This window comes from Dokdonia sp. R86516, from assembly GCF_044596715.1.
GTDB lineage: Bacteria > Bacteroidota > Bacteroidia > Flavobacteriales > Flavobacteriaceae > Dokdonia.
In genome coordinates, this window is sequence record NZ_CP138998.1 from 479,274 (window position 1) to 494,697 (window position 15,424).

Sequence of the window (15,424 nt, forward strand, 5' to 3'; positions counted from 1 at the left end):
TATGGAAACTTTATTAGGTATAGATTACCCTACACTTTGGTTCCTCGTGGTAGGAGGTGTTTTTTCTGGATATGCCATACTAGATGGTTTTGATTTTGGAGCAGGTGCGTGGCATTTGTTTTTTAGAAAAGAACTTAGCAGGCGTATCGCTCTTAATGCGGTAGGACCTGTGTGGGATGGGAACGAAGTATGGCTGGTCATAGGTGGTGGGGCGCTCTTTGCAGGATTTCCCGTGATGTATGCTACTTTCTTTTCTGGTTTGTATATCCCTTTTATGCTCTTTTTAATGTTTATCATTTTTAGAGCAATTGCTATAGAATTTAGAAGTAAAGAAGAATGGTTATGGTGGCGCAAAATGTGGGATATATGCTACAGTGTGAGTAGTATCATGCTAGCGTTTTTACTAGGTGTCGTAATGGGCAACGTACTGCAAGGAATACCTATAGGTCCAGATCTAGAGTATGATGGAAGCCCATTTCTTGGCTTTTTAAATCCGTATGCAATCATTACAGGATTTACTACACTATTCTTGTTTATGACCCACGGAGCTATCTATTTACTACTCAAAACAGAAGGAAAGCTTTTTGATAAACTAGAAGGACTTCTTAAAAAGGCCATTATTCTTTTTATAGTGTTCTTTCTAATCACATCTTTATACACGCTTATTTACATACCTCATCTTTCTGATGATTTTAAAGCAAGTCCAGCTTTATTTATCATACCAATACTTACGTTTTTAAGTATTGCAAACATCCCAAGACTGGCTCACAAAAAGCGTTTTAAGATAGCTTTTTTCTTCTCTGCACTTACCATTTCTTTAATGATGGTGCTTGTGGCTATAGAGTTATACCCTACGCTGCTATACTCAACAATTGATCCGGCAAATAGTATTACTATTTACAATGCCGCATCTTCAGATAAGTCCTTAGGCATAAGCTTGACCATGGTTGCTATAGGGACTCCGCTGGTTCTTGGTTATACTTTCTTTGTGTATAAAACCTTTGCAGGTAAAGTAAAACTAGATGACCACAGTTATTAACAGCGTGTTTTATAAAAGCATAATCCTCACATTAAAAGCACACTAGACCTTCTAGTGTGCTTTCTTTATTACGATCATCTATTTGAGTAACCTAGGTTACAAATAAGATTGCTTTAAAAGTGGATATTTGCACAAAATAATAACATGAATTGGATTTTCTCCCCCTGGCCTTGGTATGTATCAGGACCCATCATTGCTTTCATCATGTTTTTACTTATTATGGTAGGTAAGAATTTTGGAATGTCTTCTAACTTAAGAACAATGTGCACCATATGCGGCGCAGGAAACAAAGCAGATTTCTTCAAATTTGACTGGAAACATCAACGATGGAATCTCACTGTGGTTCTAGGTGCAATTATAGGCGGTTATATAGGATCTCAATGGCTATCTACAGACATCGCAGTAGCCATTAATCCAGATACAATAAAAGACCTCAACAACCTAGGCTTTAATAGTGCGGGAAAAGCCTATTTACCAACAGAGATGTTTGACACAAGCGCATTACTTAGCTTTAAAAACTTAGCCTTATTAATTATAGGTGGATTTCTAGTGGGCTTCGGTGCTAGATATGCGGGTGGATGTACTTCTGGTCACGCCATTTCTGGTTTAAGTAATTTACAACTACCATCACTCATAGCCGTTTTAGGATTTTTTATAGGCGGCCTGTTTATGATTCACGTACTATTCCCCTTTATATTTTAAAAAATGAGAACACTTATATATCTATTAATCGGTATTCTTTTTGGAATAACTATGTTTAAATCTGAAGCTGCTTCGTGGTTTCGTATTTATGAAATGTTCAAGTTTGAGTCATTTCACATGTATGGAATTATAGGATCTGCGCTAGTGATAGGCATTATAGTAGTACAACTTATTAAACGTCTCAACATCAAATCATTTTATGGTGAGACAATTCATTTCCACCCTAAGGCAAAAAGCTTTAGTCGTTACATGATAGGTGGCATTTTATTTGGATTAGGCTGGGCACTAGCAGGAGCTTGTCCAGGACCAATGTTTACCTTAATTGGAGCAGGTTACGTTCCTATTCTTGTAGTTATCGGAGCCTCGCTGTTGGGTACATTCGTATATGGATTATTAAAGGATAAACTACCTCATTAGAGGCTGTTTATCCTTTATGTATTTTGAATGTTGTTGTTACGCTTTCGCGAAAGCGTAATTACTTAAAAAGATCTCTTATTTTGTAATGTGTACAATAGCATCTCCTTGATTTACTATCGGGGCATGATTGATACAGATAATATATCCTGAATTTGGTGCTTTTATATTTTTTTCAAAATCACCAAAAGGACCAGAAACGCTGGCAATTACATCCCCTTTTTTTACATAGGTTCCTGCTTTTACATGAGGTCTATACATTCCAGAATGACGAGCTCTTATCCAGAATGACTTCTCGATAATTATAGACTTTGCCTCTACCCTCCAGCTGTAGTCATCAGAAAGTTCTTCTGTAAAGTCACGCACACCTAGGTGTTGCATTACTTTTAATGCTCCTGTAACGCCAGCATCTGTAATATCGCTATCTATTGCAAGGGATTTTCCTCCTTCAAAAAGCAAGACTTTCTTACCTTTTTTTACACATGAATCTCTAAAAGATTTCTCCCTGTTTTTTGATTTGAGTATAAATGGCGCGCCAAAAGCTTTTGCAAGTTCTAGGGTCTCATCATCTTCATTAATTCTCACCTGCGGAGCATTAAAACGCTCTCTACCGCCTGTGTGAAAATCGATACAGTAATCCACATGCGGAATGATCTCTGTCATTAAATTATAAGCATATCTACTAGCAAGTGATCCTCTTATACTTCCTGGAAACACTCTATTGAGATCTCTTCCATCTGGAAACTCTCGCGTCTGATTAAGAAAACCAAAAACATTTACTACAGGAATACATATGATTGTACCATGAGTAGGCTTATTATATTTTTTTGAAACAATCTGCCTTACAATCTCTACTCCATTAACCTCATCACCGTGAATACCACCAGTAATAAGAATACATGGACCAGGATTTGGTGCTCGCTCAATAATGATGGGCACCTCAATCTTTGTTCTAGTGTGAAGCTTTGCAATGTCTAGGTTTACTTGTAACCCTTTTCCTAAAGAAACAGCGTTCCCTAGTATTTCAATATCATTAGGCATTTCTCTCTACGTACTTTATAATGTAGTTTGCAATATTTTTTCCTGTTGCCGTCTCAATCCCTTCAAGACCTGGAGACGAATTTACTTCTAGTATTAATGGACCGCGAGAAGACTGTAACAGATCTACTCCTGCAATTCCTAATCCCATTGCTTTTGCTGCTTTAAGCGCTGCATTTTCCTCTTCGTCTGTGAGTTCGATAACGTTTGCACTTCCGCCTCTGTGTAGGTTAGATCTAAACTCTCCTTCTTTACCTTGTCTTTTCATAGCGCCCACCACTACTCCGTCTACAATGAATACACGTATGTCTGCACCTCCAGCTTCTTTAATAAATTCTTGTGCAATTACTCTTGCTTGTAACCCATTAAAAGCTTCTAGTATAGACTCTGCAGAGTTCTTATTATCTGCTAGTACTACGCCTAGACCTTGCGTCCCCTCAAGTAATTTAATTACAAGTGGCGCTCCTCCTACTCCATCTACAACTTGACCAACATCCTTAGAGTAGTTTGTAAAAACTGTTTTAGGAAGTCCTAAACCAGCTCTTGATAATATCTGTAAACTTCTTAATTTATCACGTGATCTTACTAATGCTTGGGATTCTGTTGCAGAGAAAACCTTCATCATCTCAAACTGTCTCACGACTGCTGTACCAAAAAATGTTACAGAAGCCCCTATTCTCGGGATTACCCCATCAATATCCTTTATTTCCTTACCCTTATAGACAATAGTTGGGTTTTTCTTTTCGATAACGAGGTTACACTTAGTGTGGTCAATAATGATCATCTCGTGACCTTTTTTCTCCCCTGCTTCGATAAGACGCCTTGTGGAATATAAATTTGGATTCTGTGATAGCACTACAATTCTCATAATGTGGATTTAGTTTCTTTTGTCGAGAAGATAATCTAATAAGTGGTTATTTAATATTATTTGCAACAAATATTTATGTGCATTCTTGTAAAGCAAAAATCAACTTTACGATAGCTAAAGAGCGAGACATGTATCCTGTATCTAAAACAAAATACCACGCATAAAAAAAGCTCCACATTGCTGTGAAGCTTTTAACTTAGTAGCGGGAACTGGACTCGAACCAGTGACCTTCGGGTTATGAGCCCGACGAGCTGCCTACTGCTCTATCCCGCGATATATGTTCCAGTAACACGTTTCTTGATTAGGCCATCAGTACTGCGTTAATTGGAGTGCAAATATACAACAAACTTTTCCTTATTACCAAATCATAAAGGGCATATTTAACAAGAAATCACAAACTTTTTTCTCAGCCATTACTGCATATTATATTTAACCTATGAATAAAAAAACAAGAACGATTCTCATCTCACTGGTAATCTTAATACTAGCACTTTTTACAGCTCAACTTTTAATAAATCGTGCAGTAAAAAATAAAGCAGAATTTTTTTTAAAAAATCGACTTCCTGATCATTTTACTGTCTCATATAGCGATATAAATCTAAAAAGCTTCTCTGGAACCATCACTATTATAGATCCAGAAGTGCATATTCAGAACAAAACGGATACTATAACGCACACAATTGTTAAGGCAAACTCATTTACAATTGAAGATGTGAGCTACTGGAGCTATCTAGTTCGTAAAGAAATCAATATAGAAGATATAAAACTCAACGATGCAGCAATTACTTACAGCAAGCATAAATTCAAGAAATCAACAGACACGGTAAGAAAACCTCTTGCCAAAGTTTTTAAACCCATTCTGGTTGAAGAATTAAGTATAGATAATGCTTCCTTGAAGATTTATGATGGAACGAAAGATTCAATATCCGTTAGCGTAGCAGATATAACTTTAGAAATAGACGACATTTATATAGATAGTAAGACGTTAACCAGAAAGCTACCTCTAGATTACTCCGACTACAATGCTAAAGGTTCTGATATATCTCTAAAAGTAGGCAACTACGAACGACTCACTCTTGACGATTTTACCATAACTGATAGAAAAGGACGTTTCAACAATATCACACTGAATACAAAATACAGTAAGGCTGACCTGTCGAATCTAATCCCAGCGGAAAGGGATCATTTTAATCTAGAAATAGCAGTCATTGAAATAGACAATCCCACTTTTGGATTTGAAAATAGTGAGTTATTTGCAGGAGCTAACTCAATCTTAATTGACAAACCTACTTTAAATGTTTATAGAGACAAGCTAGTTACTGATGATAATAGTTACAAGCCTCTTTATAGTAAAATGCTCAGGGATGCTCCTATTAACCTCCTAGTAGATGATGTTACTATTAAAGATGGCAGTATTGTTTATCAAGAAAAATTAAAGGATGATAATCAAGGAGGACGCATAGATTTCTCTACTCTTAATGCATCTATAAACAAACTAGGAAACACCTATCCAGAAGGAGATAAAACAGTTATAAATTTAACCGCTACATTTATGGACAACACTCCTATTGAAGTGGATTGGTCTTTTGATGTAAACGATTATAGTGATCAGTTTCTATTTCAAGGTAGCATAGGCAAATTAGAAGGAGAGCAAATGAATCAATTTACGGCTCCTAATCTCAATGTGAAACTCACAGGTGAAACGTACCAAACCTACTTTACCATAGGCGGTAATGCTAGCAAGTCTAGCATTGATATGCGTATGAAATATGACGATTTTGAGATTGAAATAATGCGTAAAAGAGGGAAAGGCATTAACAAGTTATTATCTAAGGTTGTAAATCTGTTTATCAAAGAAGATAGTAATGATAAACCTACAGATTTTAGAGAAGGCTCTGGTGAAACAGAAAGAGATACAACTAAGTCATTCTTCAATTATCTTTGGCTTAACCTCAAATCTGGTTTGATTGAAACGCTCGCAGGAAAAGGGTAATTCTTACTTTTTCATAACCCAGCACAAAGCATCTACACGTTTTTTTGATGGGTAAGCCTTCACATCTGAGGTCATTAATAAATCCTTGAGACGCACTACTCGGCGTATCCACGATCTGTTAGATACGATCACTAATCGATTAATACGCTTTGCATAAGAGATATCAAAAAAAGTATGGTCAATAAATGCTCTTATCTCAATCTCATCCACATCGTCATCTTCAAGATAGATATTGATTTTATCGTGACTCTCAAGCTTTTTCTCTATTGCCGCCTTCACTTGATTAACACCATCTTGCGCTATTTTGTTTTCATAAACAAAGCCTAGCGTGTCATCTGCGATATTAAGTTCTATAATCATGAAGAATTTATTAATAGAAAGATAAATGTTTTAAGAATGGAAAAGTAAAACGTATTGTAAGAAAATAGTCTATTGTTCAATGTCTATAGCAGAGAATGAGGTTAAAGTTCCATCCTCAAAACCTACTTGTAGTTCAATAGGATTACAACACACCTCACAATCTTCTACATAAACACTACTTACAGATGGATCTAAGAGCATAGAAATCTCTTCCCAACAGTATGGGCATTGAAAAAAATGTTCGTACATGATGATCTAATTTATAGAGGAGTACGCTTTCGCGAAAGCGCCACCTACGTATTAAAAATCTACATTAAGTAATTGACCTGTGAGCTGTAATAATTGTATCTCTGCTAGCTTTGCGGTATACTTTGCTGCGTTCTTGGTAGTTTGCGCATTAAGGAGATTTAACTGCGCCTGACGAAATTCTATACTTGTGATTTGACCTAATTTAAACCGCTCCTCAGACCTATCAAAATTTGCCTTACTCGTAATTACATTTTGCTCTTGCAAGTTATAGATCGCAAGTGCATTATAATAGTTGCCCTTTGCGTTTGAAATATCACGTTCTACTTGTTGCTTGAGTTGCTCTTTGATATACTCTTGGCTCTCTAATGCTATTTTTGCATTTTTCACTCCCACAATTGATCTCCCTCCATCAAATAAATTCCATCGCAAGGTCGCACCTGTTTGAAAACCTGTAGATGTGCTCGAAGCAAGGAAGTTAGTCGCTGGAAAATTTCCTTCATTCCATCCATAACTTCCGGTAATCCCTACCGTAGGAAGCAATAAGGATTTAGCTTGCTTTATCTGGTAATCGCTTATAGTAATATTTTGTTCTGATTGCAATAACGATATGTTGTTTGAAGTGCCTTCATTAATATATTCCTCTATGCTTATAGGGTTTATAAAAGTAATAGTAGTATCTGCCACTTTCAGGTCTTCAAGTTCTCTTGCGAGCACCACATTAAGATCACGCTGTGCATTGCGCAGCTGCTGTCTTGCATTAAGAATATTTGTACTATCTGTTACAATATCTACTTGCGCGTTAAGGATTTCAAGCTTGTTTACTTGCCCGTAATCAAATTGATATTGTGCTCTAAGCTCACGCTCTTTTGATATTTCAAGTGCATTTTCTAGCACACCCAGATTCTCCTCGACACGCGCAACTTCATAATATACTGTAAATAGCTGCACCATCACATTTTCAATTGTCTCTCTAGCCTGTAGCTTAGATAAACCATATTGCTCCTTGAGAGTCTTGTAGTTATAATACCTCCCTAAGCCATCAAAAAGTGTATAATCTAGATTTACAGACGCATTGTATCTTGTCGTCTCTGCTCCATTTACAGATCTTGATGTACCATCTTGAAAAGTAGCTTCTTGATTGTCTACATTATAATTTATACCCGCTGTAGTGCTTATCGTAGGTAAATATCCTGTATTTAAAATCCCTGTATTATTTTCGGCAACTGCCACTTGATTATTTGCAAGTAGAATCCCAAAATTATTCTCAAGCATAGTACGTACCGCCTCTTCCTTAGTAAGTAATGAGGTTGGAGTTTCTTGAGAGTACGCTTTCGCGAAAGCGAACAATAAAAGAAATACTGCTATATTTTGTACTGAAAGTTTCATTATTGATTCCTTAAAATGTTATGCAATAGCGCTTCCATAGTGAGTTTTTGAACTAAATTGTGCGGGGAGGTACGCATAATCTCAATCTCACCTGCACTTAAAATAAGCTCATCTTCACCTTCTTCTTCTAGCTTTAAATCTGCTGTATTAAATGTATGCTCGCCTTTTACATCACCCTTCTTAATTGTTACAGTGTCTCGATGTTGCACTAGTAAAAACTTATTGTAATCTAAAAAACGGTTAATCCCTCCTAGCATCTTAAACCCAATGAGTCCCAGACTTATCATGAATGCGTAGGTAAATAGTTTTGTGAGCGTAAATTCATTACTACCAGTAAAAATAGCAAGCAACAACCAGCAATGAATGAGCCCTACAAGTGATAAAATCACTCCTACAACAACTGCTGCTATGTCCATTAACTTTGCTCCAGAAGCTCTACGTATGGTGATAGTATCCGTTTGCTCATCCATAACATAAATGAATCCTATGTCCTTTAAATAGTCTAGATTATTAATTGCAACTTCTTTTTGTGCGATTTGGGACTGCAACGCGTCTGTAGGTACCGCTATAGAACGTTTGTTTATCTCTCTAAGCAAGTTAAGCTTCGCCTCGTACGTAAGTTTATCGCTTTGCTCTAGCACTGCTAGTATCTCACGTTGTGTATGATTTTTATACAAATTCATATTAAGCTATGTTTGTATTATGTGGTAAAGCTGCTCGATCTTCTTGAGCTTCATTTTCTGCCTCTTCTTCCATCTCTTTTACTGCTCGCTCTTGATTTTCTCGAGGAGTTTTACGCCCCTTTATAAGTCTATCTGTGGTCGCTTTTGCCCAGTTACTAAAGGAAAGAAAAATAGGTAGCATCACAAGTGTAAGTATCGTGGCAAAACCAATTCCATAAGCGATAGAAATCGCCATAGGTATTAAGAACTGTGCTTGTCTACTTTCTTCAAAAATAAGTGGTGCAAGTCCTGCTATCGTTGTTATAGATGTCAAGAATATAGCTCTAAAACGTGAACGCCCAGCGTCAAAAATAGCATCGTCAAAGGTCATCCCCTCCCTAAGGTTAGTATTGAACTTACCTATTAATACGAGGCCATCATTTACCATAATACCCACGAGTGCGATAATACCTAACATAGATAAAATATTAAGCGGAAAATCATGTACCCAGTGCCCCCATGCTACTGCAGGAAGACTTAAAGGAATTAAAAGCAACAACATTAATGGCTGACTATAACTTCTAAAGGTAAAAGCAATCACAATGTATATAAGCGCGAGCACAGTAAGTCCCACCGGCTTTAAAGAACCTGTTAATTTACCAGCCTCTCTATTCTGACCTTCATAAGATGGGGTTACCGTAGGATACTTTGATAAGATTTCTGGCATTACATTAGTACGCAAATCTGTCATAACATCTGTAGCACTTACCTCTTTTGGATTTTTGAGATCTGCAAGTATTTGTATTTCTCTCCTTCCCTCTAGGTGGTTAACAGCCACATCACCTCTTTCTATGGTATAGCTCGCTATCTCATTAAGTGGGACTTTTGAACCACTAGGGGTAAGTATGCGCATATCATCTAGGTCTGTAATAGAAGATCTATTATCACGATCATATCGCACCCAAACTCTTATCTCATCTTGCCCCCTTTGAAAACGTTGTGCTTGTGACCCAAAGAATCCTGCACGCACCTGTGTCATTACTGTCTGCAAGTTGAGGCCAAGAGCATAAGCAGACTCATTAAGCTGTAGTCTTATTTCCTTGATTCCCGCTGGATCATTATCTGTAATATCCTTAAGTACAGGATTGGACTCAAGAGATTGCTTTAATTCTGCCTTAGCTGCTTTAAGCTCTGTAATATTGTTTCCAAGTAAGGAAACTGCAACTGGGCTTCCTCCAAAGTTTCCACCACCTCCGTACACGAGGCTCTCTTTCCCTATGACTGGACCCACTTTCTCACGTATCATATTACCAACAAGTATGGAAGTAATATCATTAGGTCTTTCTTCACCAGGGAGTAAGTTTACACTGAGCGTTGCTGTAGAAGTTCCAGGGCCTAATGTTTTGATGATATTCTCAAACAGTGGTCCGTCTATCTCGCTGTTGTATTTTTCTGAAAGCTCTTTATTTACTTCAATAGCTTTCATTTCAATCATAGAGATAATACTATCTGTAACTCCCGCATTTGTACCGTTAGGCATATTGAGAGTTATACGTACATTATCACTTGCCACGTTAGGAAAGAATGCTCCTCTTATAATCCCTGCTTGAAAACTCCCTGAAGTCAATAAGATAAAAACAATAAAGAAGGAGAACATTAAAAATTTGTAGTCTAATGCAAAACGCAATATAGGGCTATACACTTTATCACGTAACCAGACCATAATGCGATCTCCAAACTCGTTTACATAGCGCAGTTTTGAAAACACATTTGCAATTCCTTTTTTGGGGCGGTTATCCTGTTTCTTTAAGGCTTTAGAATGCGCAAGGTGGGCCGGAAGAATAATAAGAGCCTCAACTAATGATACTGCTAGGGTAAGCATTACAATTACAGAAACTTCTCCAAAAAACTCCCCAATTCTCCCATCTAAGAATAAGAAAATACCAAACGCAAGAATTGTCGTTAAAATCGCTGAAATAATAGGAGGCAATACTTCCATGGTACCATCTACTGCAGCTTGCACTGGTAACTTACCGCGTTCATAATGCTGATAGATATTTTCGGCGATTACAATACCATCATCTACTAGAATACCTATAACGATAATCATCCCAAATAAAGACAATACGTTTATAGTTACATTAAAATACCCCGCCAGCATAAACATTCCTAAAAAGGCTACTGGAAGTCCAAAGGCTACCCAGAAGGCAAGTCGGGTATTTAAAAATAATGATAGAAAAATAAGCACTAGTATCATCCCTACCACCGCATTTTCTGTAAGTAAAGCAGTACGCTGTACAAGTGTTATAGATAAGTCATTTACAACGGCAAGTTGCACGTTATTGTATTTGTCATTAAAGTCTGCGATATATTCTTTTGCTTTCTCTGCAGCACCTATAAGGTCTTCTGTGTTTGTAGAGGTGATAGAAACATTTACAGCAAGATTTCCATTGAAGTAGTTTGCATTAGGTGTTTCAGAGAAGCGATCTCTTACAGTTGCAACATCTTTAAGCCGTATCGTTCTTCCGCTAGCATCAGATCTTACAATAACATTAGAGAGTTCGTCGCCATAATAAGCCCTGTTATTTGCTCGTATGAGATACTCCTCTGCTTCTGTTTTTATAGATCCTCCCGTAGTAAGGATATTTGATCTACTTACTGCCTGAGATACATCTGCAAACGAAAGATTATAAGCTAGCAAGCTATTCTCGTTTACGGCGATTTCAATCTCTTCATCAGGATAACCTGATACGTTTATTTGTGAGATACCCTCAATTGCTCTTAGGTCATTCTCAACCTGCCTCCCTATTTGTTTAAGCGTAGCTAGGGTCACATCTTCTCCACTTATAGAAAAAGATATGGTCTGGCGTATTGCTTCTTGCTTTGCCACTACTAGTGGCTCCATACCAGAAGGAAATGATGGCACACGATCTACAGCATTCTTAACCTCAAGAAGCATAAAGTCAATATCCTTTCCCTTCTCGATCTCTACATTTATATTTCCGCTATTCTCTCTTGAAGTAGAAGTTACTCGCTCTACACCATCTAAGCCTTTAAGATTATCTTCTATTTTGAGTACAATACCCTCCTCTACCTCCTGAGGGGAAGCTCCAGGGTAAACAACCGTAATGTTTATATTTTTTGAATCTACAAGTGGAAAAAATGAAGACTTTAATGATAAAGCTCCAAATATCCCAAAAACCACAAACATTAATACCACCACGTTTACAGCTACGTGGTACTTTATGAAGTACTCTATAATTTTACGCATCTTACTCGGCTGGTGCTTGTGATGAATCTTTCTCTTGGTAAATTTTTACAAGCATACCTGCATAAGCTCCTGGAACTGGCTTGCTTACAAGCTTTGTTCCATTAGGCACTCCTTTTACAACAACCTCTTTATCTGAGAAGTACACTGGCTTTACATCGATAATATCAAGAATAGAATCTCTTACAGTAAAGACTTGATTATTTGGCTGCAGCAATCCTCTTGCTATGGCAATTGCATCTGTCTCCTCTTTAGCTTGGAGCACAGCCTCAAGATAAACACCTTCTCTAAGCGCACTGTCCTTTACTTCTATGTATGCATTTATAGTTTGTGAAGCTTGATCTATATTACCGTTTACTCTTGTCACCTTCCCAGTGTAAGATTGGTCTCCATCAATCGTTGTAAGCGCTACTTCATTACCCACTTTAAGCAAATCTGCATAATTCTTACTTATTGCAACTTCAAGCTCATAAACACTTGTGTCAATAAATTCTCCTAGTTTTTGACCTGGGCGCACTAAAGTTCCCTCAGTGACCAATGCCTCGGTTAGTATTCCAGTAAAAGGTGCTACTATATTATACTTCCCAAGTCGTTGCTCGAGGTTCTTCACATTATAGTATGCAGTCTGAATGTTACGCCCTGAGATAAAGTAACCTTCCTTTTCTGAGGTAATTTCTGGAAGTGCAGGTGTTGACTTATTTACATCAAAGTTGCTAATATACTTCTGCCATTTAGGGTAAGCCTCTGGATAGTCTAATCTCAAATCTGGCATAATAGCAGTAATTTGATTAAACAAAGCACTCTTTTGAGATTGCACAGATGCATAATACTCTGCACTATTTAAACGTAATATAGTTTCTCCTCTTCTATAGGTTTGACCTGGCTTAAAGAGCTTACTTCCTTTTTGTAAAATTCCTTGTACTTCAGAGAACACCTCTAATCTGCGTTGCGCCACAAGGTTACCATTTGCCGAAATCTCGATAGGAACCACACCATTAACCACGTCCTCTACAAAGACTGTTTTAACCACCTTTTCAGGTTTTGGCCGTGTACGTTGGTTACTAGCAACAATTGCCTCAGAAGCAAAGAAAGCGCCTATTATGAGTAGTACTCCTAATAGAGAAAGGATGATTTTACGCATCGTATTTTTTTTGGTTGAATATGACCTAATGATCAATACGCAAAGCTAACCATGTCAAGCCGCGACTATTGTTAACGATGTCTTAAAAAACCTCATAACTCCTAGAAGCACAAAATGAACCTCCACCACTTAAAATACTGATTAGGTTATCGATACAGAAGTAAGATTTAACGGTGACAATCTCACCCTTAACTCCCTCATTCTTAATAAAAACCAAATAACACTTGATACTATTTCTAAAAAAAATGTTTACAAAAAGAAAACCCCACTCAAATAGTGGGGTTTACAGTTTATGTGTTGTGATAAGTACGCTTTCGCGAAAGCGTAACTAAAATCTTAATTTAACGCATCCAGCTCCTCCGTTATCTTACCCCAATCTTCCATGTATCCATCTAGTTTCTTTTTCTTACTATTATAGTTATCAAAGAAATCTGGCTTAGCCACGGTCTCATCATAATTAGTTGCTAGGTCTGCATCAAGCTGCTTAACTTCTCTTTCTAACTTATTGATATTAGACTCCACCTTACTCAACCGATTATTAAGTGATTTGAGCTTCTTCTGATCTTCGTATGATTTTTTTGAACTTTTTACAGGAGCTTCTTTTTTAATAACGTCTCTTTTTTCAATCTCGCGTAAGTTAGTCACCTCGCGCTGTTCAAGATAGTAATCTACATCACCTAGAAACTCGCGTATACGGTGGTCTTTAAATTCATAAACACGATCTGTAAGTCCTTGTAAGAAATCACGATCGTGAGATACAACGATAAGAGTTCCTTCAAACTGCTTAAGGCTATCCTTAAGCACATTCTTAGATTTTATATCGAGGTGGTTCGTAGGCTCATCCATCACAAGCACATTAAAAGGCTGTAACATCAACTTAGCCAGTGCAAGTCTGTTACGCTCACCTCCAGAAAGTACACGTACGTATTTATCAACCTCTTCTCCCCTAAAGAGAAAAGAACCTAGAATATTACGCACAAGTGGCCTGGTGCGCTCATCTGCTGCGTCAATCATAGTTTCCTCAACGGTTTTTGAACCGTCTAAATATTCAGCTTGATTTTGAGCAAAATATCCTATTTGCACATTGTGACCCAACTTCACATTCCCTTGATGCTCTAGCTCTCCTACAATTATCTTTGCCAGCGTAGATTTACCTTGGCCATTTTGCCCTACAAAGGCAGTTTTTGTATTTCGCTCAACAAGTAAATCTATGTTATTAAGTACTTTTTTATCACCATAGCTCTTTTCTACATCATTTGCCTCTACCACCACCTTTCCAGGAGTAATAGATACTGGGAATTTTAATGTCATCACGCTATTATCATCCTCATCTACCTCGATACGATCTATCTTATCAAGCTTTTTAATAAGCGATTGCGCCATAGTAGCCTTAGAAGCTTTTGCACGAAACTTCTCGATGAGTTTCTCGGTTTGCTCTATTTGCTTTTGCTGGTTCTTTTGAGAAGCTAGCTGCTGCTCTCTTAATTCTTTGCGTAGTACGAGATATTCTGTATACGGTTTTGGATAATCATATATGCGACCTAAAGAAATCTCTATTGTACGATTTGTAACGTTATCTAAAAACATTTTATCGTGTGATACAATTGCCACAGCCCCAGAATATCCTTTTAAAAAAGTCTCAAGCCAGATAATAGATTCTATATCTAAGTGGTTTGTAGGTTCATCCAGCAATAAGATATCATGATTTTGAAGTAATAGCTTTGCTAGCTCAATACGCATACGCCATCCACCAGAAAAGGTATCTGTAAGCTTATCAAAATCTTCACGTTTAAATCCTAATCCCTGAAGTATACGTTCTGTCTCACCTTTATAGTTATAACCTCCATGTACTTCATATTGATGTTGCACATCATTAATATCAATCATCAGCTGGTTATAGCCTTCGCTCTCATAATCCGTACGAGTTGCCAGCTGATTGTTAATTTCATCAAGTTTTGCCTCTAGCTCTTTAATTTCTTTAAATGCTTCATATGACTCTTCAAGTACAGTTCTCCCTTCAATAAAGTCAATATCTTGCTTAAGAAAACCAATACTTATTTCCTTCTCAATGGCAATTGAGCCTGTATCATAAGGTTGCTCTCCAGAAATAATGCGCAACATAGTAGACTTACCTGCACCATTTTTACCTACAAGTCCCACACGATCTCCACCATTGAGACGAAAAGTGATTTCTTCAAAAAGATATTCACCTTGAAATGATACAGAAAGGTTATGAATATTAAGCATAAGTAGATAAGTAAATATTATGATTTATAAAGTATGAGGACTGCAAAGATGCTTAAA

The 15,424-nt window shown here is 37.2% G+C and carries 13 protein-coding genes and 1 tRNA gene; 4 read left to right on the forward strand and 10 right to left on the reverse strand.

What is annotated here, in order from left to right:
- The first annotated feature begins 1 nt into the window (after position 1).
- The 3 genes from cydB (at position 2) to SJY23_RS02310 (ending at position 2,158) form a co-directional block, all read left to right on the forward strand.
- The gene (gene cydB / locus SJY23_RS02300; RefSeq protein WP_035335786.1) at positions 2-1,039 is read left to right on the forward strand and encodes a cytochrome d ubiquinol oxidase subunit II; all 1,038 of its coding nucleotides are present in this window, start codon (positions 2-4) and stop codon (positions 1,037-1,039) included.
- A gap of 144 nt (positions 1,040-1,183) precedes the next feature.
- Complete coding sequence (locus SJY23_RS02305; protein WP_396597296.1) at positions 1,184-1,741, forward strand: YeeE/YedE family protein; 558 nt, start codon at positions 1,184-1,186, stop codon at positions 1,739-1,741.
- 3 nt (positions 1,742-1,744) lie between these two features.
- Positions 1,745-2,158, forward strand: coding sequence for a YeeE/YedE family protein (locus SJY23_RS02310; RefSeq protein ID WP_035335784.1), 414 nt, complete (start codon positions 1,745-1,747; stop codon positions 2,156-2,158).
- Positions 2,159-2,233: 75 nt separating this feature from the next.
- Here SJY23_RS02310 and SJY23_RS02315 read toward each other — a convergent pair whose 3' ends face one another.
- The 3 genes from SJY23_RS02315 to SJY23_RS02325 form a co-directional block, all read right to left on the reverse strand.
- On the reverse strand, positions 2,234-3,196 hold the full coding sequence (locus SJY23_RS02315) for a succinylglutamate desuccinylase/aspartoacylase family protein (protein ID WP_396597297.1): 963 nt from the start codon (positions 3,194-3,196) through the stop codon (positions 2,234-2,236).
- A complete protein-coding gene (rimK, locus tag SJY23_RS02320; RefSeq protein ID WP_396597298.1) occupies positions 3,189-4,061 on the reverse strand; it encodes a 30S ribosomal protein S6--L-glutamate ligase in 873 nt (290 codons plus the stop codon). Before rimK ends, SJY23_RS02315 begins: the two co-directional genes overlap by 8 nt.
- Positions 4,062-4,261: 200 nt before the next feature.
- A tRNA-Met gene (locus SJY23_RS02325) sits at positions 4,262-4,334 on the reverse strand.
- A gap of 163 nt (positions 4,335-4,497) precedes the next feature.
- Here SJY23_RS02325 and SJY23_RS02330 point away from each other — a divergent pair.
- Positions 4,498-6,054 (forward strand): hypothetical protein, encoded by a 1,557-nt coding sequence (locus SJY23_RS02330; RefSeq protein ID WP_396597299.1) that lies wholly within the window; start codon positions 4,498-4,500, stop codon positions 6,052-6,054.
- A 3-nt stretch (positions 6,055-6,057) separates the two neighbouring features.
- Here the strand turns inward: SJY23_RS02330 and SJY23_RS02335 are convergent, their stop codons facing one another.
- From SJY23_RS02335 to SJY23_RS02365, 7 genes are all read right to left on the reverse strand, one after another.
- Positions 6,058-6,414, reverse strand: a complete 357-nt coding sequence (locus SJY23_RS02335; RefSeq protein ID WP_396597300.1) for an STAS/SEC14 domain-containing protein — start codon at positions 6,412-6,414, stop codon at positions 6,058-6,060.
- 69 nt (positions 6,415-6,483) lie between these two features.
- Complete coding sequence (locus tag SJY23_RS02340; protein WP_396597301.1) at positions 6,484-6,663, reverse strand: CPXCG motif-containing cysteine-rich protein; 180 nt, start codon at positions 6,661-6,663, stop codon at positions 6,484-6,486.
- 51 nt (positions 6,664-6,714) lie between these two features.
- Positions 6,715-8,049, reverse strand: coding sequence for a TolC family protein (locus SJY23_RS02345; RefSeq protein ID WP_396597302.1), 1,335 nt, complete (start codon positions 8,047-8,049; stop codon positions 6,715-6,717).
- Positions 8,049-8,732 carry a hypothetical protein gene (locus SJY23_RS02350; protein WP_396597303.1) on the reverse strand — a complete coding sequence of 228 codons (684 nt, stop codon included), beginning with the start codon at positions 8,730-8,732 and terminating at the stop codon, positions 8,049-8,051. Before SJY23_RS02350 ends, SJY23_RS02345 begins: the two co-directional genes overlap by 1 nt.
- 1 nt (position 8,733) lies before the next feature.
- A complete protein-coding gene (locus SJY23_RS02355) occupies positions 8,734-11,982 on the reverse strand; it encodes an efflux RND transporter permease subunit (RefSeq protein ID WP_396597304.1) in 3,249 nt (1,082 codons plus the stop codon).
- 1 nt (position 11,983) lies between these two features.
- Positions 11,984-13,120, reverse strand: coding sequence for an efflux RND transporter periplasmic adaptor subunit (locus tag SJY23_RS02360; protein ID WP_035335762.1), 1,137 nt, complete (start codon positions 13,118-13,120; stop codon positions 11,984-11,986).
- A 336-nt stretch (positions 13,121-13,456) separates the two neighbouring features.
- Positions 13,457-15,367: an ABC-F family ATP-binding cassette domain-containing protein gene (locus SJY23_RS02365; RefSeq protein WP_035335761.1), complete on the reverse strand. Its 1,911-nt coding sequence runs from the start codon at positions 15,365-15,367 to the stop codon at positions 13,457-13,459.
- Positions 15,368-15,424: the final 57 nt, after the last annotated feature.